This window comes from Aeromonas sp. (genome assembly GCF_050252055.1).
Taxonomy (GTDB): Bacteria; Pseudomonadota; Gammaproteobacteria; order Enterobacterales; family Aeromonadaceae; genus Aeromonas; species Aeromonas caviae.
Genome location: NZ_JBFWLQ010000007.1, coordinates 29,441 through 50,272 on the forward strand (window position 1 = coordinate 29,441; position 20,832 = coordinate 50,272).

Consider the following 20,832-nt stretch of genomic DNA (forward strand, 5'->3'; position numbering starts at 1 on the left):
AAAAAGTCGGAGACAAACCTGATCCCGGCCCTGCCTTCGGGTTATCATCTGGCCTCGCTAATCTCAAGGTGACTGTTTTCGTGGGTATTCGCGCGCAACAAAAAGAAAAAACCCGGCGTACGCTGATCGAGGCGGCGTTCAGTCAACTCTGCGCCAACCGCAGTTTCTCCAACCTCAGCCTGCGGGAAGTGGCCAGAGAGGCGGGCATAGCGCCGACCTCCTTCTATCGCCACTTTCGGGACATGGAAGAGCTGGGGCTGACGCTGGTGGACGAGGGAGGGCTGACCCTGCGCCAACTGATGCGCCAGGCGCGCCAGCGCATTGCCGGTGGTGGCAGCGTCATCAGCACCTCGGTGCAGACCTTCATGGAATTCGTCGAAAACAACCCGAACATCTTCCGGCTGCTGCTGCGTGAGCGCTCCGGCACCTCGGCTGCGTTCCGTCAGGCGGTGGCCCGGGAGATCCAGCACTTCATCGCCGAGCTGACCGATTATCTGGAAGCCACCACGCAGGCGCCACGGGAAGAGGCCTATATCCAGGCCGAGGCCATGGTGACCATTGTCTTCAGCGCTGGTGCAGACGCCCTCGACATGACCCCGGAAGAGTGCAAGGCACTGTCGGAGCGCACCATCAGCCAGCTGCGGATGATCGCCATGGGCGCCGAGGTGCAGAACCGCAAGCGCCACGAATCTCTCACATAACGCAAGGATGGACAGCCTCATGCATGAACCGAACGCGATTCCGAAGAAGCCCCTGGTGCTGGCCCTGCTGATCGGTATCTGTGGCGATGCCTTCCTGTCGGCCTTGACGGAGCCGGTCGTCCCCTTCTCCTTCTACCCCCTCATCGCCCTGTTGCTGGCGGCCAGCCAGCTCTATCAGCACTATCGCCATGAGCCCATGGTGGGCAACACACCCAGCTGCATTCTGCTCTGCTTCTTTATCGGCGTGTTCGGCCATTCTGCCCTGGTCAAGGTGCAGTACCCCGAGCTTGGCAGCAACTTCTTCTCCCTCATTGCCATGCTGCTGCTGCTCGCCGCTCTCTCCATCAAGCTGGGAATCAGCCTTGGAAAAACGCAGAAGGAGTGACGAATCACTCCTTCTGGTCGGGCCGGGGGTGGCCTAGTCGGCCCTGGGGGGGATCTCTCCCTGCTTCCTGGCGTCTATGATGGCCTGCAGCTTGGTGCGGATATCCATCATGCCGAACACCCCGAAGATCAGCACCTGGGTGAATTCGAGACGAGTGACCGCGAAGTAGGGTTTGCATGCCGCCTTGATCATGCTGGCCTGTACCCAGTGCATCAATATCACGATGACGCCGCACACCGGCAGAAAGCCGTTCAGTTTGCCCGGCAGGGTGCCCAGCAGGGCGAGTGCCACACCGAACCAGAAGAACAGCAGCACCCCCATCGCCAACAGATTAAACACCCGCTTCATCGTTTACCTCCCGTACATAGAGTTGATAGCAGGCCTGATGTGATCGACCTGCTTGTCCTTGAGCCGTTGTCCAAATTGACGGAGAAGGGGACTGTGCCCATCTCCCCTTTAAACAGCAGCGTCATGCTTGGTGTCCCGCAGATAGAGCTGATAGCAGACCTGACCAGCCTGCTTGTCCTTGAGTAGTTTCCAGCTTGCGGGCAGCGTCAGATCGGCCATCTCTTTTTCCCGCTCCAGATAGATGAGGGCATCGGATGCCAGCCAGCCGCGCTGCTCGAGCAGCTCGCACACCTGGGGCAGCAGCTCGCGACGAAACGGTGGGTCCAGAAAGACCAGATCGAACGGCGTGGCCGGGCCTTGCAGCCAGCTCACGGCATCAGCCTGGATCACCTGCCCCTGGCTGCTGCCCAGGGTCGTCAGGTTCTTCTTGAGCTGGTCGGCGGCGCCTCTGTCCATCTCGATCAGGGTGACCTGTTCGGCATAGCGGGACAAGGCTTCCAGCCCCAGCCCGCCGCTGCCGGCGAACAGATCCAGGCAGCGGGTACCGCGCACGTGGGGAGCCAGCCAGTTGAAGATGGTCTCCTTGACGCGATCCGTGGTGGGTCTGAGCCCTTCCACATCCCTGACGGGGAGTTTGCGCCCCTTCCATTGACCGCTGATGATTCGTACCACGCCCGCTCGCCCCTGGGGGGCCGGGCTCTTGCTCGGGCTGTTACGGCTGGATTTCACTCTGGGCATCGCGTTTCGTCGTCAGAAAATAAAGTGATAGTATAAGGCGGTTCATTTTTATGCCGACCCGCCGAGGGACGGCTATCTTAGCAGTCAGCCTTTGATGTGAGTATTTTTAGATGGCAAAAGGTTTGTTTTCCTGGCTGGGTTTCGGCCGCAAGAAAGAAGAGGCTGAGGCCGTTCCATCGCAGGCGCCCGACGCTACCCCGGCGGTCGTCGAGTCGGAGGCCGCCGCTGTTCCCGCGCCTGTCGCCGATGTTGCCCCGGCTGATGCCCCTACCGCCAAGCCCGAAGCGCCGCTGAGCGGCCCTGACGAAGGCCCCCTGGTTGTGGAAGAGCCGGAGGGCGAGCTTGAGCCCGTCATCGTCAATGAGGCCTTGATCTCAACCGAAGCTCAGGTCGCAGAAGAAGCCATTGTCGCCGCCGAAGCCCGCGCTTTGGAAGAGGCCCGTATTGCCGCAGAGGCTCGCGCCGCAGAAGAAGCCCGTATTGCCGCCGAAGCCTGCGCCGCAGAAGAGGCTCGCATCGCTACCGAAGCCCGCGCCGCAGAAGAAGCCCGTATTGCTGCCGAGGCCTGCGCCGCAGAAGAGGCCCGTGTTGCCGCCGAGGCTCGCGCCGCAGAAGAGGCCCGTGTTGCCGCCGAGGCCCGCGCCGCAGAAGAAGCCCGTATTGCCGCCGAGGCACGCGCCGCAGAAGAGACGCGTATTGCCGCCGAGGCCCGCGCTGCGGAAGAGGCTCGCATCGCCGCCGAAGCCCGCGCCGCAGAAGAGGCCCGTGTTGCCGCCGAGGCTCGCGCTGCAGAAGAGGCTCGCATCGCTGCCGAAGCCCGTGCCGCGGAAGAAGCCCGTATTGCCGCCGAGGCTCGCGCTGCGGAAGAAGCCCGTGTTGCCGCCGAAGCTCAGGCTGCCGAGGAAGCCCGTGTCGCCAAAGAGGCCCAGCGAGCGGAAGATTTGCGTCTGGTCGCCGCGATGGAGGCTGAGGCCGCCGCGCTGGCCGCTCTGCCGCTGGCAGACAAGGTGGACGACGTCACTCAGGAGAAGCCGCAGCGGGAGGGCTTCTTTGCCCGCCTCAAGCGCAGCCTGGTGCGTACCAGGGAGAATATCGGTTCCGGTTTCTTCGGCCTGTTCAGCGGCAAGAAGATCGATGACGATCTGTTCGAAGAGCTGGAGACCCAGCTGCTGACCGCCGATCTTGGCGTCGACACCACCACCCGCATCATCGAGGGGCTGGTACAGCACGCGGACCGCAAGCAGCTCAAGGATGCCGAGGCGCTCTACGGTCTGCTCAAACAGGACATGGGCGAGATGCTGGCCAAGGTCGAGCAGCCCCTGGTGATCGACACCAGCAAGAAGCCTTACGTCATCCTGATGGTCGGTGTGAACGGCGTCGGCAAGACCACCACCATCGGCAAGCTGGCCAAACAGTTCCAGGCCGAGGGCAAGAGCGTGATGCTGGCCGCTGGCGATACCTTCCGTGCCGCTGCGGTCGAGCAGCTGCAGGTGTGGGGTCAGCGCAACAACATTCCGGTGATTGCCCAGCACACCGGTGCCGACTCCGCCTCCGTCATCTATGACGCCATCGAGGCTGCCCGCTCCCGCGGGGCTGACGTGCTGATCGCCGATACCGCCGGCCGCCTGCAGAACAAGAGCAACCTGATGGAGGAGCTCAAGAAGGTGGTGCGGGTGATGAAGAAGCTGGACGATACGGCGCCCCACGAGATCATGCTTACCCTGGACGCAGGCACCGGCCAGAACGCATTGAGCCAGGCCAAGCTGTTCAGCGAGGCGGTGGGCCTGACCGGCATCACCCTCACCAAGCTGGACGGTACCGCCAAGGGTGGCGTCATCTTCGCGGTGGCCGACAAGTTCCAGATCCCGATCCGCTACATCGGGGTGGGCGAGGGGATCGACGATCTGCGCCCGTTCGTCGCCAACGACTTCATCGAGGCGCTCTTCAGCCGCGAAGAATAAATCCGGCTGACATGAGCCGGCCCGGCCGTGACAAGCATGTGTTCCATACCCCGACTCCGGTCGGGGTATGTCACTATGAGGGCACAGGCATGGCTCATCCGGACAAGGATGACATGTGGCATGGTTGTGACCGGTGTTGTCATCCAGGTGTTGTGCCGGTACGGGGGAGTGAGCGCCCCATGCTTTATCCCGGTCGGGGTTTGTCAATCTCAGGGAACCGTTATGATTCGTTTTGACAAGGTCAGCAAGGTCTACAGTGGCGGTCATCAAGCGCTGCAAAAGGTCAGTTTTCACCTGCGCAAGGGGGAGATGGCCTTCCTGACCGGCCATTCGGGGGCGGGCAAGAGTACCCTCCTCAAGCTCATCAGCGTGATGGAACGACCGACCGACGGCCGCGTCTTCTTCCACGGCGATGACGTCAGCCACATCCAGCGCAGTCAGATCCCCTACGTGCGCCGCCAGATCGGCATGATCTTCCAGGATCACCGCCTGTTGATGGATCGTACCGTGTTCGACAACGTCGCCCTGCCCCTGGTGATCGATGGCTACAGCCATGGGGACATCAACAAGCGGGTGGCGGCGGCGCTGGACAAGGTCGGGCTGCTCGGCAAGGAGCGTTACCAGCCTCGCATGCTCTCCGGTGGTGAGCAGCAACGGGTCGGCATCGCCCGCGCCATCGTCAACAAACCACCGCTGCTGCTGGCGGACGAGCCGACCGGCAACCTGGATCCCCAGCTTTCCATGGACATCATGCGTCTGTTCGAGGAGTTCAACCGCTTCGGCGTCTCTGTGCTGATTGCCACTCACGATCTGGGGCTGATCGCCCGGATGCGCTACCGCACCCTGACCCTCAAGGCGGGTCGCATGTATTCGTCCGGGGAGGATCGCTGATGGCTATTGTTCGTCATAAACAGCCGCCGTTGCGTCGTTTGATGATGTATGGTGTGGATCATGTGCGTCAGGCCTTTGCCAGCCTGGGTGAGCTGTGGCGCAACCCGCTCGCCTCCCTGATGACCCTGGCGGTGCTTGGCGTGAGTCTGGCGCTGCCTTCCTGTTTCCACGTATTGCTGAAGAATGCCGAAGTGGTAGAGGGGAGCTGGCAGACCAGCTCCCAGATCTCTCTCTATCTGCGCAAGGATCTGCCGGAGCAGAGCATCCTCGACATGAAGCAGCGGATCCTGCTCTATCCGGAGGTGGAGTCCGTCACTTATATGAACCGTGACGAGGCGCTCAGGGAATTTCGGGAGATCTCCGGTTTCGGTGATGCCCTGGATTATCTGGACAGCAACCCGCTGCCGCCGGTGCTGAGCGTGATCCCGGATCCGCGCTGGCAGAATCCCGAAGGGGCCGCCGAGCTGCTCGTCAAGCTGGAGAACGAGCCCGGTATCGAGCAGGGCAAGCTGGATCTGCAGTGGTTGACCCGGTTGCAGGGGATCATGAACCTGCTGCGCCACACCATTACAGGTATCGCGGTGTTGCTGCTCTCCGCCGTGTTGCTGATCGTGGGCAACACCCTGCGCCTGAATATCCTGAACCAGCGTTCCGAGATTGAAGTACTCAAGCTGGTGGGCGCGACCGATGCCTTCATCCACCGTCCCTTCCTCTATACGGGCATCTGGTTCGGGGTCATCGGCGGCATGCTGGCCTGGTGGCTGACCGAGGTGATGGTGATCTGGAGCGAGGGGGTGGTGAAGGAGCTGGCGGGGCTCTACAACAGCAACTTCCGTCTGGTGGGGATGGGGGCGTTCGACGGCTTCAATCTCATACTGCTGGGCGCCCTGCTGGGGTTGATCGCCTCCTGGTTCTCGGTGCACAGGCACATTCGCGACATAGAACCGTCCTGATTAATTTGTCAGCATTTTAAAGCGCTGGATTTTGCGAACTGGATCAAGTAAAAGAGTGGCCCGTTTCTGGCACGGGCCACTTTCTCAGAGTAATCTGAATGGTGTCTGCGCCGAGGATCATATGTGGATCCTCTGAACCTTTTGATTTATCAATGGTCTATTGACTGCAGCAGAATGAATACGGGTATGGCCCCTATGCCTTGCTCGTCTGACTTGGCAAGCATGTGAAGGTTGCGAGCTCCGCAACAATGGACTTAGCATGCTACTTTTCAGGGGTCCTTTACTGTGACCCCTTTTTTTTGACTGTTCATTTATGATTCATGCCGTCAGCCTAAGATAGGCCGGGTTCATGCTGGGGTGATGTATGATGCAGCACGCAGAATGATACCTGGTCGGTAGACACGTCTTCTCAGGGTGTTAGACTGATTCGATTGAAAAGTAAGAGGTAGAACATGGGAACTTCATTGCAACGCACTATGGCTCTGATTCCGCAAGGCAGTCTGGAAGGCTATATCCAGGCCGTCAACTCGATCCCTGTGCTGAGCGCAGAGGAAGAGCGCGAACTGGCGATGCGTCTGCAGCAGGATGGCGATCTCGAAGCTGCACGCCAGCTCGTTATGTCGCACCTGCGTTTTGTCGTTCACGTGGCCAAGAGCTACTCCGGCTATGGCCTGCCTCAGGCCGATCTGGTGCAGGAAGGCAACATCGGCCTGATGAAAGCCGTCAAACGCTTCGACCCGAGCGTGGGCGTGCGTCTGGTCTCCTTCGCCGTACACTGGATCAAGGCCGAAATCCACGAATATGTGTTGCGCAACTGGCGCATGGTCAAGGTGGCGACCACCAAGGCCCAGCGCAAGCTGTTCTTCAACCTGCGCAAGTCCAAGAAGCGTCTGGGCTGGCTGAACCACGAAGAGGTGCAGGCCGTGGCTGCCGACCTCGGGGTATCCGCTGCCGACGTCACCGAGATGGAAGCGCGCATGAGCAATTACGATCAGGCTTTCGATCTGGTCGGTGACGATGAAGACGAGGGTGGCTTCGCGCCGGTGCACTATCTGGAAGACAAATCTTCCGATCTCGCCGCGAACATCGAGAACGACAACTGGGACAGCCATGCCACCCGTCGTCTGAGTGCGGCCATGGCGACCCTGGACGAGCGCAGCCAGCACATCATCCGTGCCCGCTGGCTTGATGACGAGAGCAAGACCACCCTGCAGGAGCTGGCCGATACTTACGGCGTCTCGGCCGAGCGGGTGCGCCAGCTTGAGAAAAACGCGCTCAAGAAGCTGAAAGATGCCATGGATGCCTGACGGCCTCCTCCGGTAAGAAGCAGGGCCTGATGGCCCTGTTTTTGTTTTGCGGGGATCTGGTCGGCCTTGCCTTGGTTACCCTTGTGTATGGTATGTTGCCGCCACTGCCACAGTAGGGAGAGCAGAAGTGAAACTGTTGAACGACTTGTTTACCAACAACCGCGAGTGGGCGGAACGGATCAAGGCCGAGGATCCCAATTTCTTCGCTACCCTGTCCGCCCAGCAGGCACCCGAGTACCTCTGGATCGGCTGTTCCGACAGCCGGGTTCCCGCCAACCAGCTGATGGGGCTCTTGCCGGGGGACGTCTTTGTCCACCGCAACGTCGCCAACCTGGTGGTGCACACCGATTTCAACTGCCTCTCGGTGCTGCAATACGCGGTGGAGGTGCTCAAGGTGAAGCACATCATCGTCTGCGGCCACTATGGCTGCGGTGGCGTCAAGGCTGCGATGCAGAACCAGGAGCTGGGTCTCATCGACAACTGGCTGCGCAACATCAAGGACGTCTACTTCAAATACGGCGAACAGCTCGAAGCCATCGAGGATGAGCACGAGCGCTTCGACTACCTGTGCGAGCTGAACGTGGCCGAGCAGGTCGCCAACGTCTGCCACACCACCATCATCCAGAATGCCTGGCGCAAGGGGCAGGAGCTGGCGGTGCACGGCTGGATCTACGGCATCAAGGATGGCCTGCTGCACGATCTCGATCTCTGCATCAGCGGCCCTGACCAGATCCCGGACGTCTATCGCGCCTGGCCGGACATGCGTCCGCCCCACCGTCGCCGCTGAGGACCATCCGGTGGCTCCAGCGCTCTACCTTCAGATAAAGCAGCACATCCTGGACGGGATCCGCGAACGCCACTATCAGGCGGGCGACCGGATCCCGACCGAGGCCGCCCTGTGCGAGCAGTTTGCCGTGAGCCGCATGACGGTGAACAAGGCGCTGCGTGAGCTGGTGGCCGAAGGCTGGCTGGTGCGCACCGCCGGATCCGGCAGTTTCGTGGCCGACAGGCGTACCGAGTCGCCGCTCCTGGCGATTCGCAATATTGCAGACGAGATCGCCGAGCGGGGCAGCGAGTACAGCGCGCGGGTGATCCGGCTGCAACGTCAGGCCGCCGACGAGAAAGTAGCGGTGCGTCTGGGCCTGCGGGTCGGGGCGCCCACCTTTCACAGCCTCATCGTCCATCAGGCCGATGGGGAGCCGCTGCAACTGGAGGAGCGCTTCGTCGATGCCGAGCGACTGCCCGGCTATGGCGAGCAGGATTTCACCCAGCAGACGCCAAACAGCTATCTGATGGAGATCTGCCCTCTCTCCGAGATGGAGCACGTGGTAGAAGCCGTGTTGCCGAGTGCTGGTGAAGCCGGACTGCTGCAAGTGAGGGTCGACACCCCCTGCCTGCTGCTGCACCGGCGCACCTGGTCAGACGGCTGTCTGGTCTCCTATGCCAGATTGTTGTCGCCGGGTTCCCGCTACAAGCTGAGCTCCAAGACGCGTCTCGCATAGTTGTATATACAAATTAAGCATTTAAAAGCCCACCTCTCGGTGGGCTTTTTTGTGCTTACACTCTAATAAAGCCGCTGTTATCAAGATGTGAACTTGATCCTTCCTTTCTTTTCAGAGATCGGCTATAAATTATTGTATATACATTTAGAGGTCGGTATGAACAAGGAACTGTTGAACTGCGAGCGGGTCTGGCTCAACGTGACACCCGCCACCCTGCGCCCCGATCTGGCGGACTACGGCCTGCTGGAGCCCCATGCCCTTGGCGTGCGGGATGGCAAGATCCACGCTCTGGTCCCCATGCAGGATCTCAAGGGCCCCTATGCCGCCTCTTGGCAGGACATGAAGGGGAAGCTGGTCACCCCCGGTCTCATCGATTGCCACACCCACCTCATCTTCGCCGGCAGCCGCGCCGAAGAGTTCGAGCTGCGCCAGAAGGGAGTCCCCTATGCGGAGATCGCCCGCAAGGGGGGCGGTATCATCAGCACGGTGCGCGCCACCCGGGCAGCCAGCGAGGAGCGGCTCTATGAGCTGGCGTTGCCGCGGATCAAGTCCCTGATCCGGGAAGGGGTCACCACAGTCGAAATCAAGTCCGGCTACGGCCTCACCCTGGAAGACGAGCTCAAGATGTTGCGGGTGGCCCGTCGTCTGGGAGAGACGCAGCCCATCCGGGTCAAGACCACGCTGCTGGCGGCCCATGCGGTGCCGCCGGAGTATCGCGACGATCCCGACTCCTGGGTCGAGACCATCTGCCAGGAGATCATCCCGGCGGCGGCCGAGGCAGGTCTCGCGGATGCGGTGGATGTCTTCTGCGAGCACATCGGCTTCTCCCTTGCCCAGACCGAGCAGGTCTATCTGGCGGCGGATCAGTACAACCTCGCGGTGAAAGGGCACATGGATCAGCTCTCCAACCTGGGGGGCAGCACGCTGGCCGCCCACTTCGGTGCCCTCTCGGTGGATCATCTGGAATATCTGGATCAGGACGGGATCCAGGCGCTGGCCCACCGTGGCGTGGTCGCCACCCTGCTGCCCACCGCTTTCTATTTCCTCAAGGAGACCAAGCTGCCCCCGATCGCTGCCTTGCGCAAGGCGGGGGTACCCATGGCTGTCTCTTCCGACATCAACCCGGGCACGGCCCCCATCGTCTCCTTGCGCATGGCCATGAACATGGCTTGCACCCTGTTTGGTCTGACCCCGGTGGAGGCCATGGCCGGGGTGACCCGCCACGCCGCCAGGGCGCTTGGCGAGCAGGAACGGCTGGGGCAGCTCAAGGTCGGCATGCTGGCGGATTTCCTTGTCTGGAACTGCGGCCATCCGGCCGAGCTCAGCTACCTCATCGGCGTCGATCAGCTGGTGAGCCGTGTGGTCAACGGGGAGGAAACCCTTCATGGATAAGTTCAACGGGATCGACATGTCGGTCTGGCAGGGGCGTCAGGATCCCGAAGACGGCGAGCTGGCCCTGCGCTGGCACGACAGGGTGCAACCCTGGCAGGGGAATCGCGAACCCGGCGTGGTGCTGCTCGGCTTTGCCTGTGACGAAGGGGTGCGCCGCAACAAGGGGCGGGTCGGCGCGGCCGGTGCACCGCTGGCGGTGCGCAAGCTGCTGGCCAACACGGCCTGGCATCTGGGCGCCCCCGTCTATGACGGCGGGGATCTGGCCTGTGAGGACGGCGATCTCGATGCCGCCCACGGGCGCTTGGCCGAGCGGGTCGCGAGTGCGCTGGATCAGGGGCACTTCCCCCTGGTGCTGGGAGGCGGCCACGAGGTGGCGTTCGGTAGCTGGAGCGGCCTGAACCGTCATCTTGGCGGCGAAGGACGGGTCGGGATCATCAATTTCGACGCCCACTTCGATCTGCGCATGAAACAGGAGCAGGCGAGCTCGGGCACCCCCTTCTTCCAGATTGCCGAGCAGTGCGCTGCCCAGGGCACCCCCTTTCACTATGCCTGTCTCGGGGTGGCCGAAACCGCCAATACCGCGGCGCTCTTTGCCCGCGCCGAGGCGCTGGGAGTCTGGCACGTGCTGGACGAGGCGATGGCGCCGACCGAGCTGCCAGCCTTGCTCTGCGGGCTGGATGCCTTCATCGCCCGTTGCGACCACCTCTATCTCACCATCGATCTCGACGTGCTGCCGGCGGCAGTGATGCCGGGAGTCAGCGCTCCCGCCGCTCGCGGCGTGGAGCTGGCGGTCATCGAACCGCTCATCGCCCATATCCGGGCCAGCGGCAAGCTCAGGCTCGCCGATCTGGCCGAGTACAACCCGAACCTGGATCAGGACAACCGCAGTGCCCGCGTGGCCGCGCGCCTGGTTCACCAGTTGACCAAGTAGTGGCGCACCGCGCCGCCTGACTGCATCGCTAAACAAGGAGTGTCTATGTCTGTACAACACCAGGATCCCCGCCACGATCCGAGCCGCGTGATCCGTGCTCCCCACGGCACCCAGCTGACCGCCAAGAGCTGGCTCACCGAAGCGCCACTGCGGATGCTGATGAACAACCTGGATCCGGATGTTGCCGAGCATCCCCAGTCCCTGGTGGTGTACGGCGGCATCGGCCGCGCCGCCCGCAACTGGGCCTGCTATGACAAGATCGTCGAGGTGCTGACCCGGCTCGAGGACGATCAGACCCTGCTGGTACAATCCGGCAAGCCGGTCGGGGTGTTCCAGACCCACAAGGATGCGCCGCGGGTGCTCATCGCCAACTCCAACCTGGTGCCCCACTGGGCCAACTGGGAGCACTTCAACGAGCTCGACAAGAAGGGTTTGATGATGTACGGCCAGATGACCGCCGGCTCCTGGATCTACATCGGCACCCAGGGGATAGTGCAGGGCACCTACGAGACCTTCTTCGCGGTGGCCAACCAGCACTTCAATGGCGAGCCCAAGGGGCGATGGATCCTGACCGGCGGGCTCGGCGGCATGGGCGGCGCCCAGCCTCTGGCCGCCACCATGGCCGGTTTCTCCATGATCGCCGTGGAGTGCGACGAGACCCGTATCGATTTTCGTCTGCGTACCCGCTACGTCGACAAGAAGGCCCACAGCCTGGATGAGGCGCTGGCCATGGTCGAGGAGGCCAAACGCAGCGGTACCGCCGTCTCCGTCGGCCTGCTCGGCAACGCCGCCGACGTCTTCGCCGAGCTGGTGGCTCGCGGCATCACGCCGGACGTGGTGACCGACCAGACCTCCGCCCATGACCCGGTACACGGCTACCTGCCCCAGGGCTGGAGCGTGGCCCAATGGCGCGATCTGCAAAAGAGCGCACCGGATGAGGTCAACGTGGCGGCTCGCCGCTCCATGGCCCGTCAGGTCGAAGCCATGCTGACCCTGCAATCCCGCGGCGCCGCCACGCTCGATTACGGCAACAACATCCGCCAGATGGCGCTGGAAGAGGGGGTCAAGAATGCCTTCGACTTCCCGGGCTTCGTGCCGGCCTACATCCGCCCGCTGTTCTGCGAGGGCATTGGCCCGTTCCGCTGGGTGGCGCTCTCCGGCGACCCGGAAGACATCTACAAGACAGATCAGAAAGTGAAAGAGCTGATCCCGGACGATCCCCACCTGCACAACTGGCTCGACATGGCCCGCGAGCGCATCGCCTTCCAGGGCCTGCCGGCGCGGATCTGCTGGGTCGGTGTCAAGGATCGGGTGCGCCTGGGCCTGGCCTTCAACGAGATGGTGAAGAATGGCGAGCTGAAGGCACCGGTCGTCATCGGCCGTGACCACCTTGACTCCGGCTCGGTGGCGAGCCCGAACCGCGAGACCGAGTCGATGATGGATGGCTCCGACGCCGTTTCCGACTGGCCGCTGCTCAACGCCCTGCTCAACACCGCCGGCGGCGCGACCTGGGTCTCCCTGCACCACGGTGGCGGGGTCGGCATGGGCTTCTCCCAGCACTCCGGCGTGGTGATCGTCTGTGACGGCACCGACGATGCCGCCAAGCGGGTCGGCCGCGTGCTGCGCAACGACCCGGCCACCGGGGTGATGCGTCACGCCGACGCCGGCTATGAGATTGCCATCAACTGTGCCCATGAGGCGAAACTGGATCTGCCGATGATCGACGCCACCGGCAAAGGGGTGAAATAAGATGTTCGAACTCAATCTGCAACCGGGCAAACTCTGCCTCGCCACCCTGCGCCGTGTCAGCCGCGAGCCGGTACACGTCAGCCTGGATCCGGCTGCCCTGGCGGGGATCCACGCCTCCGCCGCCGTGGTCACCAAGGTGATCGAGCAAAACCGGGTGGTCTATGGCATCAACACCGGCTTTGGCCTGCTGGCCAATACCCGGATCCCGGTGGAGCAGCTGGACGAGCTGCAGCGTTCCATCGTGCTCTCCCATGCGGCAGGGATTGGCGAGTACATGGATGATGCCACCGTGCGGTTGATGATGGTGCTCAAGGTCAACTCGCTCGCCCGTGGCTTCTCCGGCATCCGGCTGACGGTGCTCGAGGCCCTGATGACCCTTATCAACGCCGAGGTCTACCCCGTGGTGCCGAAGAAGGGCTCCGTCGGCGCTTCCGGCGATCTGGCGCCCCTGGCCCACATGAGCTGCCTGCTGATCGGTGAAGGCAAGGCCCGTCACAAGGGCGAGCTGATCGACGCCGCCACTGCCCTGAAGATTGCCGGGCTGGAGCCCATCGCCCTGGCGCCGAAAGAGGGGCTGGCCCTGCTCAACGGCACCCAGGCGAGCACCGCCTTCGCGCTGGAAGGGCTGTTCCATGCCGAGGATCTCTACGCCGGCGCCATCACCATAGGGGCCATGAGCGTTGAAGCGGCGCTGGGCAGCCGCCGGCCGTTCGATGCCCGCATCCACGAGGTGCGCGGTCAGCGCGGCCAGATCGATGCGGCCGCCTGCTACCGCCACTTGCTGGTGGACGGCAGCGAGATCGGCATGTCCCACCACAACTGCGAGAAGGTGCAGGATCCTTACTCCCTGCGCTGCCAGCCCCAGGTGATGGGTGCCTGCCTGACCCAGATCCGTCAGGCCGCCGAGGTGCTGGTGTGCGAGGCGAACGCGGTCTCCGACAATCCGCTGGTGTTTGCCGAGGATGAGGAGATCATCTCCGGCGGCAACTTCCACGCAGAACCCGTGGCCTTTGCCGCCGACAACCTGGCCCTGGCCATCGCCGAGATCGGGTCGCTGTCCGAGCGGCGCATGGCGCTGCTCATCGACTCGCGCATGTCCGGCCTGCCGGCCTTCCTAGTGAACAACGGCGGGGTGAACTCCGGCTTCATGATCGCCCAGGTCACCTCGGCGGCCTTGGCCTCCGAGAACAAGACCCTGGCCCACCCGGCCTCGGTGGACAGCCTGCCCACCTCGGCCAACCAGGAGGACCACGTCTCCATGGCCACCTTCGCCGGTCGCCGGCTGGCGGACATGGCCGAGAACACCCGTGGCATCCTGGCGGTGGAACTGCTGGCAGCGGCCCAGGGGCTCGACTTCCGCGCTCCCCTGCGCTCCACCGAGCTCATCGAGCTGGCCAAGGGCCGTCTGCGGGAAGAGGTCAGCTTCTATGACAAGGACAGGTACTTTGCACCGGACATCGAGGCGGCGGCCGCCCTGCTGGGCCGTGCCAGCTACAACGACCTGATCCCGGCCGGGACTCTGCCCAGCCTCTGACCCCGAGTCTGAGCAAACCGTAAATAAGACCGCCCATGGGGCGGTCTTTTCATTTCCGTCTCCCGCGCCTCGCGTCGGGGCCATCGGAAGCGCGCTGCGCAGAGTGGCAGCAGACAGAGGCGGCGGCTTTATCCGTGTTCAAACATCCGGAACAGATAAACCACGAACAGCACGGGGTGAGTGCTGGCAGCCTTATCCGTGTTCAAACATCAGGAACAGGTAAACGACAAACAGCACAAGATGGGTGGCGCCGTGCAGGGCGTGGGTGCGGCCGCTGCTGAAGGTCACTTTACAGACCATGAGGGTGGTGATGAGCAGCACCATGTCGGCAGGGGAGAGGCCCAGGCGCACTTCCTGCCCCATCAGAGAGCCGATGAAGAGCACGGAGGGTACCGTGAGGGCGATGGTGGCCAGCACGGAGCCGAAGTAGAGATTCATTGCCCGCTGCAACTGGTTGTTGAAGGCCGCCTTGATGGCGCCGACCGCTTCGGGGGCCAGTACGATACAGGCGACGATGAAACCACCCAGCGCCATCGGGGCTTCCATCACGTGCACCCCGTAGTTGATGGGGATGGCCAGGGTCTTGGCCAGCAGGATCACCACCACCAGGTAGGCGAGCAGCAAGAGGGTGTGATAGACGTTGCTCTGCAGCGGGCCGTGGTGATCCTCGAGATCCTCGTGATCGCTGTCGACGAAGAAGTGGCTGTGGCTGCGGGTCTGGATCAGCAGGAAGACACCATAGAGCAGGATGGAGATGATGATCAGCATCCATGACATGGCCTTGGAGAGGCTGCCCAGAGTGCCGCCCTGGGTGAAGTTCGGCAGGACCAGACAGAGCAGAGCCAGGGGAATGATGGCCACCAGATAGGATTTGACCCCGTCCAGATTGAAGTTCTGGGTGTGATAGCGCCAGCCGCCAAACAGCAGGGTGAAGCCCACCAGACCGTTGGTGACCAGCATCACCACCGCGAACATGGTGTCACGGGCCATGGTGGGATTGGGATCGCCGGTCAGCATGACGGAGGAGATCATCACCACTTCCAGGGAGATGACCGAGAGGGTCAGGATCAGGGTACCGAAGGGTTCCCCGAGCTTGATGGCGAGGGCGTCAGAGTGACGCACGACGGAGAAGATGGCCCAGGTCACGATGGCAAGCAGGGCCAGCGACACCGGCAGGTAGACCGCAAGGGGGGTTGTCTCTGCCAGCAGGTCGCTCCCCAGGGTTTTGAAGAAGAGCAGGGTCAGCAGACCGGCAGGCAGAGCAATCTCTTGTCGGATAAAAGACTTCATAGGCAGTGGTTCTCATCTCGGGGCGGCCTCGGCCGACGGGGTATGGAGCGACTTGGTGCACCCAAGGTGCACAGACCCATGATAAGGGGAGATGCTCCTCATGCGGAGCATCATTTTGTTGTAGAGGGTGAGAGGCGGGGCATATACCGCCTCAGTGCGGGTCGGAGGGGCTGGTTGTCTCGCCCTCTTGCCATGCCATCAGCCAGATCTTCAGTTTGCTCAGGGGCATGGGCTTGGCATAGACGTAGCCCTGGATCAGGTGGACTCCGTGGCGATGCAGATAATCCACCTGCTCCTGGGTTTCGACCCCTTCGGCGATCATCTCCATGCCCGATTTGAGGCCGAAAGCGATGGTGGCATCCAGCACGCTGCGTTTGAGGTCGTCCGTGCCTATGGTATCCACGAACATCTTGTCGATCTTGATCTGGCGAATGCCGAGCCGTTGCAGGTAGGCAAAGCCGCCATAGCCGGTGCCGAAGTCATCCAGCTTGAAGTGATAGCCCCTCTCCTGCAGAGCTGCGATCTCCGCCATGGCCCCCTGGATGTGCTTGATGGGATCCCGCTCGGTGAGTTCGAAGGTGAGGCGGGCCGGCGAGGGCCAGCCATGGCGCTGCAACTGGGTGCGCAGACGAGGTTGCTCGATATGGCCCGCCACCAGATTGACGCTGACCCACTGATGCGGGGCCAGGACGGGGAGATCCGCCAGGATGCGCTCCAGCAGTTGATCCGTCATCGGCAGGATGAGCCCCTGCTCTTCCGCATAGGCGATGAAGGTGCCTGGCGACACCAGATCCCGTCCTCGCTGCCAGCGCAGCAAGGCCTCGAATCCCACTACCCTTCGGTTTCTGCTGTCCACTATGGGCTGATAGAAGGGGATGAACTCCCGCCGAGCCAGCCCTCTTTGCAGCAATCCTTTGAGGGAGCGCCGGTAGTTTCTAAGGCCCCAGTAGAGGGCCGCCAGCAGCGCCCCCAGCGCCCCGGCCGACCAGAGGCCATCGCGGTGTATCTGTGAGCGGGCGTAGCGTTTCAGTGCCTCGCCAGCCCAGAGGGTCTGTTCCACCTGACGCTGGGGGTCGAAACTGAGCAGCCGCATCGGGTTTGCCTCTTCTCGAATGTGCTTGTTGCCACGGGGGAAAAAGAGCCCGGACTGGGTCGGGTGCTTGTGGTTGAACTCCAGGTAGAAACAGTCGTTGCAGGGGGTGCGCAGCAGCTCATGGCTCCAGCTGCTGTCGAGCACCCAATAGGCCAGATTGCCGTTGCGTCTCGCATAGACCAGGGTTTCGCGTTCGGTATCGAACATGGGGGCCGTGCTGGAAATATGAAAGTCGGGGGAGACCGGTATGCCGGCGTCGGCAAGCTGGGGCAGGGCGGGGCCCAGGGTGGAGCAGCCGCTCCCGTTGGCAAGCTGCAGGCCGGCCAGGCGAATATGGCGGTTGTAATACTGGGGTGAGCGCAGCAGCGCCATGTCTTTGGGGCCGCAATCGAAGGCAAAGTGGGCGAGTTGAGCGGGGACATCGTGATCCAGGAGCTGGTTGCGCTCCTGCTGGTAGTCGAGCAGAGCCCTTTCCTTTGTCTGCAACAGGTGGTGAGCCAGCTTGTCGCTCAACAGGGGGGTGAGCAACAGCATCAGCAGCGGGGGCAAACAGAAGAGGCCCAGAGGAATCCATAACGGAGATCGTGCAGACATGGTGAGCACCCTTCTTCCCTGAAATGAAACAACTCGATTGAGACTCAAGCATCATAGCATTAGCTGCATCGATTTGAGCCAAGTTGGTCACACTTGGAACAAAAACGATAATTAATTGATAAATAAAGGATATGGCTACAAACCTGAACAAGATTCAATCGCTGACCTGTCATAAATGACAATTGTCCAGCTTATCTGAAGTGGCTAAAGTAGCGGTGCGGTTTGACTCACCGTGTGTTCAATACTCCTGTATCTATTTTTGTCAGTAGCACAGAGTGTTAGTTTTGATATGAGTGTTTCTTTTGGTCCCCGTTGTGGGACCATTTTTCTGTCCGCTCCTCAGCCTGTGTCCCCTCGTTCTCTCCCTTGATGCCTCTTTTGCGGCCCGCACAACGGCGCCGCATGACGCATCCGCCCGCTTATTTGCAGAAGCGGGATCTTCATCCATAGGCGGCGTTTGGTCTGGGCTGATACCATGATGCCCTATGGATGCTGTCGGCTACGGAAAGGCACATGAAACTGACCACTCAACTCGTCTCTTTTATTACGCTGTGCGTGATCTCGGCCATGGCCATGGTGATGCTCGGCGGGGTCTTCAGTTTCCGCCAGATGGGAATGGAGCTGCAGCAGAACCGGGTCGACTCCCTGGTGGAGATCATCGACAAGCAGCTCGGGGTTACCGATGACCAGCAAGCCCTTGCCCGGTGGCTGCCCTCCCTGTTGCGGGCCTCCCATGTGGTGGAGCTGGAGATCCGTCAGGACAAGCAGCGGGTCTACTGGTTTCGCGATGTGCAGCAGCAGACGGACGAGAGCCTGCTGATCGCCTACAGCGAGGCGATCCCCAATCAGGCCGGGATGCGGGCCGACTTCAAGCTGGACAGGCCGTTCAAGGAGTTCGAGTACTCCATGAAGGCGATGTTCGGCATCTCTCTGGGTATCTTCATCGTGGTGTTCGGGCTCTGGTACTCCATCCGCTGGCTGCGTCTGCAGTTGCGCGGTGCCGAGCTGCTGGCGGAGCGTGCCCAGCTGATCCTGGATGGCAAGCTGACCAAGCTGGCCCATGACCCTGCCGAAGAGTGGCCTGTTTCGGCCAGTCAGGCCCTCACCCATCTGCTGACCGAGCTGGCCGACGCCCGCAAGGAGCGCAGCCGCTTCGACAACTTCATCCGCAGCAACGCCTTCGTTGACAAGACGACGGGCATCGGCAACCGCCTCTTCTTCGACAACCGGCTGGAGAGCGCCATCATGGAAGCAAGCGTGATCAGCGGCGGTGTGCTGCTGATCGAGCTGGCCGGTCTGGAGGAGCTGGATCCCGAGCTGAGCGGGCGCCCGAGCCAGGAACTCCTGATGGAGGCGAGCGCCACCATCGCCGCCTTCGTGCGCAAGCACAGCGGAGCCCTGCAGGCGCGCTATGCCGGTCAGGTCTTTGCCGTGCTGCTGCCGAACATGTCAGAGAGCGAGATGGTGGACGGCGCCAGCCAGTTGCTCAAGAGTCTGCAACGACTGCACTGGCCCGAAGCGGTCAATGCCGACACCGCCGTCTATCTCGGTGCGGTCTGCTATCAGGCACAGGATTCCCTGCTCAAGGTGCAGGAAGAGGCGGAGCTGGCGCTCAAGAGCGCGCGCCTGCAAGGACACAGCGGCTGGTTCCTGTTCGAGAAATCCCTCAACGAGGAGGCGAGCAGCAAGGGAACGGTGCGCTGGCGCACCCTGATCAGCCGTCGCATCGAGGAGCAGGGCATCGACTTCTACGTCCAGCCTGTGCAGCAGGAGCGGGATCAGGTGGTGTTGCAGCAGGAGCTGCTCATCCGTCTTCACGACGAACAGGGCCGGGAGCTGCAGGCGGGGGTCTTCATGCCCATGGCGGAGAAGGCCGGTCTGCTGCTGCCGCTGGACAGGCTGGTGGTGGCCCGAGCCTTGCGACTGCTGCGCCAGCGACCGGCATCGAGCTGCCCCATCAGCCTCTCTCTGTGCGCCCAGAACCTGCTCACCCGCGAGTTCCAGCGCGAGCTCTTCTTCGAGCTGTTCCAGTTGCCGCGCAGTACCAACGAGGGGTTGATCCTGCAGTTGTCGGAGTCCCAGGTGACCCGCCACTACGAAGCCCTCAAGCGGCCGCTTCGGGCGATGCGCATGCTGGGGTGCAGGCTGGCCATCGATCATGCGGGCCAGGACGTGGTGAGCACCCAGTACATCAAGGAGTTCGAGATCCACTTCCTCAAGCTGCACCCCAGCCTGGTGCGGGAGATCCACCTGCGCCAGGTCAACCAGATGGCGGTACGCAGTCTGGTGGGGGGCTGTGCCAATACCCAGACCCGGGTCATCGCGGTGGGGGTGGAGAGTGGCGACGAGTGGAAGATGTTGCGACACCTGGGCGTGCATGCCGGTCAAGGTCCCTGGTTTGCCGACCCCGAGCCCCTCAACCTGCCTGACTAGCGCCCCGGCCGGGGTGACAGGCGGCCCTGCTCCTGCAAGCCCGCCAGCCCCTGCAAGCCACCGGTGTGGATGAAGATGATCTTGCTGCCGCGCGCAATGCGGCCTGCCGCCAGTTCGCGAAACAGCCCCCACATCGCCTTGCCACTGTAGATGGGTTCCAGCGGCAAGCCGGTTTCGGCACTGAATGCCTGCACCCATTGCCAGAGTGCCGGACTGAACCTGGCATAGCCGCCGTCGTGGTGATCCAGCGCGATGCGCCAGCCCGGGATGGTGGCCGCCGCCGGATGCAACCGGCATACCTCGCCGGTGATGAAGTCGGCCCCCTTGAGCACCGCGATGGCCAGGATCTGCTCCTGCGCCCGCTTGCCCGCGATGAGCCCCGCCAGGGTGCCGCCGCTGGCGCAGGGCAGCACCCAGAGATCCGGCGAGAAGGGCACCTCGTCGACCAGCTCGGCCACCCCGGGGATGGCCAGCGGGCTGCTGCCTCCTTCCGGTACCAGCAGGGTGTCGTCATCCTCGAACCGGGCAAGCCATTCGGGATCCTGGCGCCGGCGATAGTCCTGCCGGTCGACAAAAACGAGATCCATGCCCCAGCCTTTGGCCGCTTTCAGGGTGGGATTGCTGACGGTATCCCCTTCACCGCGTATGATGCCCGTGGTGCGCAGTCCCAGTCTGAGTCCTGCTGCGGCCAGGGCGTGGATGTGATTGGAGTAGGCGCCGCCAAAGGAGAGGATGTGGCCCTTGCCCAGCATCTGTGCCTGTTGCAGATGGTATTTGAGCTTTCGCCACTTGTTGCCGGAGAGGGTCGGGTGGATCAGATCGTCCCGCTTGCACCAGAGCGTGACGTCATGGGCTGCCAGCAGAGGATGCCGGATCCGGTGCAGGGGGGAGGGGAGCTGAAGGGGAGCCATGGGATCGTCTCCCGTGGGTGTCAGCGTGGCCGTCGATGCGTCGTTTGTCATAAAGTTGGAGGCTAATAGCCTGTTTATGTTAAGGTTTAGTCCGTTTTACGCGGCCAGGTGAAGATCCA

At 62.4% G+C, this 20,832-nt stretch carries 18 protein-coding genes; 13 read left to right on the forward strand and 5 right to left on the reverse strand.

All coding sequences use genetic code 11. The annotated features are described in order from the left end of the window. Nucleotides 1-80 precede the first annotated feature (80 nt). Together fabR and AB7E19_RS13545 are read left to right on the forward strand one after the other, a co-directional pair. The gene (gene fabR / locus AB7E19_RS13540; RefSeq protein ID WP_010672598.1) at nucleotides 81-701 is read left to right on the forward strand and encodes an HTH-type transcriptional repressor FabR; all 621 of its coding nucleotides are present in this window, start codon (nucleotides 81-83) and stop codon (nucleotides 699-701) included. 19 nt (nucleotides 702-720) lie between these two features. Next, entirely contained in the window at nucleotides 721-1,086 is a 366-nt protein-coding gene (locus AB7E19_RS13545) for a YijD family membrane protein (protein WP_161653186.1), read from the forward strand. A gap of 33 nt (nucleotides 1,087-1,119) precedes the next feature. Here the strand turns inward: AB7E19_RS13545 and AB7E19_RS13550 are convergent, their stop codons facing one another. After that, on the reverse strand, nucleotides 1,120-1,434 hold the full coding sequence (locus tag AB7E19_RS13550) for a DUF1145 domain-containing protein (RefSeq protein WP_202044502.1): 315 nt from the start codon (nucleotides 1,432-1,434) through the stop codon (nucleotides 1,120-1,122). 108 nt (nucleotides 1,435-1,542) lie between these two features. Beyond that, nucleotides 1,543-2,172, reverse strand: a complete 630-nt coding sequence (gene rsmD, locus AB7E19_RS13555) for a 16S rRNA (guanine(966)-N(2))-methyltransferase RsmD (protein WP_201887946.1) — start codon at nucleotides 2,170-2,172, stop codon at nucleotides 1,543-1,545. Between the two features lie 110 nt (nucleotides 2,173-2,282). Here rsmD and ftsY point away from each other — a divergent pair, with 110 nt between their 5' ends. The 10 genes from ftsY (at nucleotide 2,283) to hutH (ending at nucleotide 14,392) form a co-directional block, all read left to right on the forward strand. Further along, nucleotides 2,283-4,133: a signal recognition particle-docking protein FtsY gene (gene ftsY / locus AB7E19_RS13560; protein WP_427935599.1), complete on the forward strand. Its 1,851-nt coding sequence runs from the start codon at nucleotides 2,283-2,285 to the stop codon at nucleotides 4,131-4,133. Nucleotides 4,134-4,355: 222 nt separating this feature from the next. Then, nucleotides 4,356-5,024 (forward strand): cell division ATP-binding protein FtsE, encoded by a 669-nt coding sequence (gene ftsE, locus AB7E19_RS13565; RefSeq protein WP_010672603.1) that lies wholly within the window; start codon nucleotides 4,356-4,358, stop codon nucleotides 5,022-5,024. Next, entirely contained in the window at nucleotides 5,024-5,977 is a 954-nt protein-coding gene (gene ftsX, locus AB7E19_RS13570; RefSeq protein ID WP_069785479.1) for a permease-like cell division protein FtsX, read from the forward strand. Before ftsE ends, ftsX begins: the two co-directional genes overlap by 1 nt. Before the next feature lie 452 nt (nucleotides 5,978-6,429). Next, nucleotides 6,430-7,284 carry an RNA polymerase sigma factor RpoH gene (gene rpoH, locus AB7E19_RS13575; RefSeq protein ID WP_029313526.1) on the forward strand — a complete coding sequence of 285 codons (855 nt, stop codon included), beginning with the start codon at nucleotides 6,430-6,432 and terminating at the stop codon, nucleotides 7,282-7,284. A 127-nt stretch (nucleotides 7,285-7,411) separates the two neighbouring features. Further along, a complete protein-coding gene (can, locus tag AB7E19_RS13580; RefSeq protein ID WP_010672606.1) occupies nucleotides 7,412-8,071 on the forward strand; it encodes a carbonate dehydratase in 660 nt (219 codons plus the stop codon). Between the two features lie 10 nt (nucleotides 8,072-8,081). Next, the gene (gene hutC / locus AB7E19_RS13585; RefSeq protein WP_041212197.1) at nucleotides 8,082-8,786 is read left to right on the forward strand and encodes a histidine utilization repressor; all 705 of its coding nucleotides are present in this window, start codon (nucleotides 8,082-8,084) and stop codon (nucleotides 8,784-8,786) included. Nucleotides 8,787-8,942: 156 nt separating this feature from the next. After that, nucleotides 8,943-10,178 (forward strand): imidazolonepropionase, encoded by a 1,236-nt coding sequence (gene hutI / locus AB7E19_RS13590; RefSeq protein WP_010672608.1) that lies wholly within the window; start codon nucleotides 8,943-8,945, stop codon nucleotides 10,176-10,178. Beyond that, a complete protein-coding gene (gene hutG, locus AB7E19_RS13595) occupies nucleotides 10,171-11,109 on the forward strand; it encodes a formimidoylglutamase (protein ID WP_322131242.1) in 939 nt (312 codons plus the stop codon). The genes hutI and hutG overlap by 8 nt, the downstream gene beginning before the upstream one ends. 45 nt (nucleotides 11,110-11,154) lie before the next feature. Then, nucleotides 11,155-12,858 carry a urocanate hydratase gene (hutU, locus tag AB7E19_RS13600; RefSeq protein WP_104455120.1) on the forward strand — a complete coding sequence of 568 codons (1,704 nt, stop codon included), beginning with the start codon at nucleotides 11,155-11,157 and terminating at the stop codon, nucleotides 12,856-12,858. Between the two features lies 1 nt (nucleotide 12,859). Next, nucleotides 12,860-14,392, forward strand: a complete 1,533-nt coding sequence (gene hutH / locus AB7E19_RS13605; protein WP_010672611.1) for a histidine ammonia-lyase — start codon at nucleotides 12,860-12,862, stop codon at nucleotides 14,390-14,392. Between the two features lie 192 nt (nucleotides 14,393-14,584). Here hutH and AB7E19_RS13610 read toward each other — a convergent pair whose 3' ends face one another. Both AB7E19_RS13610 and AB7E19_RS13615 read right to left on the reverse strand, forming a co-directional pair. Then, nucleotides 14,585-15,682, reverse strand: coding sequence for a calcium:proton antiporter (locus tag AB7E19_RS13610; protein ID WP_010672612.1), 1,098 nt, complete (start codon nucleotides 15,680-15,682; stop codon nucleotides 14,585-14,587). A 151-nt stretch (nucleotides 15,683-15,833) separates the two neighbouring features. Next, nucleotides 15,834-17,369, reverse strand: coding sequence for an EAL domain-containing protein (locus AB7E19_RS13615; protein WP_322131243.1), 1,536 nt, complete (start codon nucleotides 17,367-17,369; stop codon nucleotides 15,834-15,836). 513 nt (nucleotides 17,370-17,882) lie between these two features. Here AB7E19_RS13615 and AB7E19_RS13620 point away from each other — a divergent pair. Continuing rightward, on the forward strand, nucleotides 17,883-19,802 hold the full coding sequence (locus AB7E19_RS13620) for an EAL domain-containing protein (protein ID WP_041212201.1): 1,920 nt from the start codon (nucleotides 17,883-17,885) through the stop codon (nucleotides 19,800-19,802). Here AB7E19_RS13620 and AB7E19_RS13625 read toward each other — a convergent pair. Then, nucleotides 19,799-20,713: a 1-aminocyclopropane-1-carboxylate deaminase/D-cysteine desulfhydrase gene (locus tag AB7E19_RS13625; RefSeq protein ID WP_161469768.1), complete on the reverse strand. Its 915-nt coding sequence runs from the start codon at nucleotides 20,711-20,713 to the stop codon at nucleotides 19,799-19,801. The genes AB7E19_RS13620 and AB7E19_RS13625 overlap by 4 nt on opposite strands. Nucleotides 20,714-20,832 lie beyond the last annotated feature (119 nt).

Bases quoted from the DNA above. Each gene is read 5' to 3' on its own strand.
- hutG (WP_322131242.1), top strand. From the start codon at position 10,171: ATGGATAAGTTCAACGGGATCGACATGTCGGTCTGGCAGGGGCGTCAG.
- hutH (WP_010672611.1), top strand. From the start codon at position 12,860: ATGTTCGAACTCAATCTGCAACCGGGCAAACTCTGCCTCGCCACCCTG.
- rsmD (WP_201887946.1), bottom strand. From the start codon at position 2,172: ATGCCCAGAGTGAAATCCAGCCGTAACAGCCCGAGCAAGAGCCCGGCC.
- hutU (WP_104455120.1), top strand. From the start codon at position 11,155: ATGTCTGTACAACACCAGGATCCCCGCCACGATCCGAGCCGCGTGATC.
- ftsX (WP_069785479.1), top strand. From the start codon at position 5,024: ATGGCTATTGTTCGTCATAAACAGCCGCCGTTGCGTCGTTTGATGATG.
- ftsE (WP_010672603.1), top strand. From the start codon at position 4,356: ATGATTCGTTTTGACAAGGTCAGCAAGGTCTACAGTGGCGGTCATCAA.
- AB7E19_RS13625 (WP_161469768.1), bottom strand. From the start codon at position 20,713: ATGGCTCCCCTTCAGCTCCCCTCCCCCCTGCACCGGATCCGGCATCCT.
- AB7E19_RS13545 (WP_161653186.1), top strand. From the start codon at position 721: ATGCATGAACCGAACGCGATTCCGAAGAAGCCCCTGGTGCTGGCCCTG.
- rpoH (WP_029313526.1), top strand. From the start codon at position 6,430: ATGGGAACTTCATTGCAACGCACTATGGCTCTGATTCCGCAAGGCAGT.
- AB7E19_RS13610 (WP_010672612.1), bottom strand. From the start codon at position 15,682: ATGAAGTCTTTTATCCGACAAGAGATTGCTCTGCCTGCCGGTCTGCTG.
- AB7E19_RS13620 (WP_041212201.1), top strand. From the start codon at position 17,883: ATGAAACTGACCACTCAACTCGTCTCTTTTATTACGCTGTGCGTGATC.
- AB7E19_RS13615 (WP_322131243.1), bottom strand. From the start codon at position 17,369: ATGTCTGCACGATCTCCGTTATGGATTCCTCTGGGCCTCTTCTGTTTG.
- ftsY (WP_427935599.1), top strand. From the start codon at position 2,283: ATGGCAAAAGGTTTGTTTTCCTGGCTGGGTTTCGGCCGCAAGAAAGAA.
- hutI (WP_010672608.1), top strand. From the start codon at position 8,943: ATGAACAAGGAACTGTTGAACTGCGAGCGGGTCTGGCTCAACGTGACA.
- AB7E19_RS13550 (WP_202044502.1), bottom strand. From the start codon at position 1,434: ATGAAGCGGGTGTTTAATCTGTTGGCGATGGGGGTGCTGCTGTTCTTC.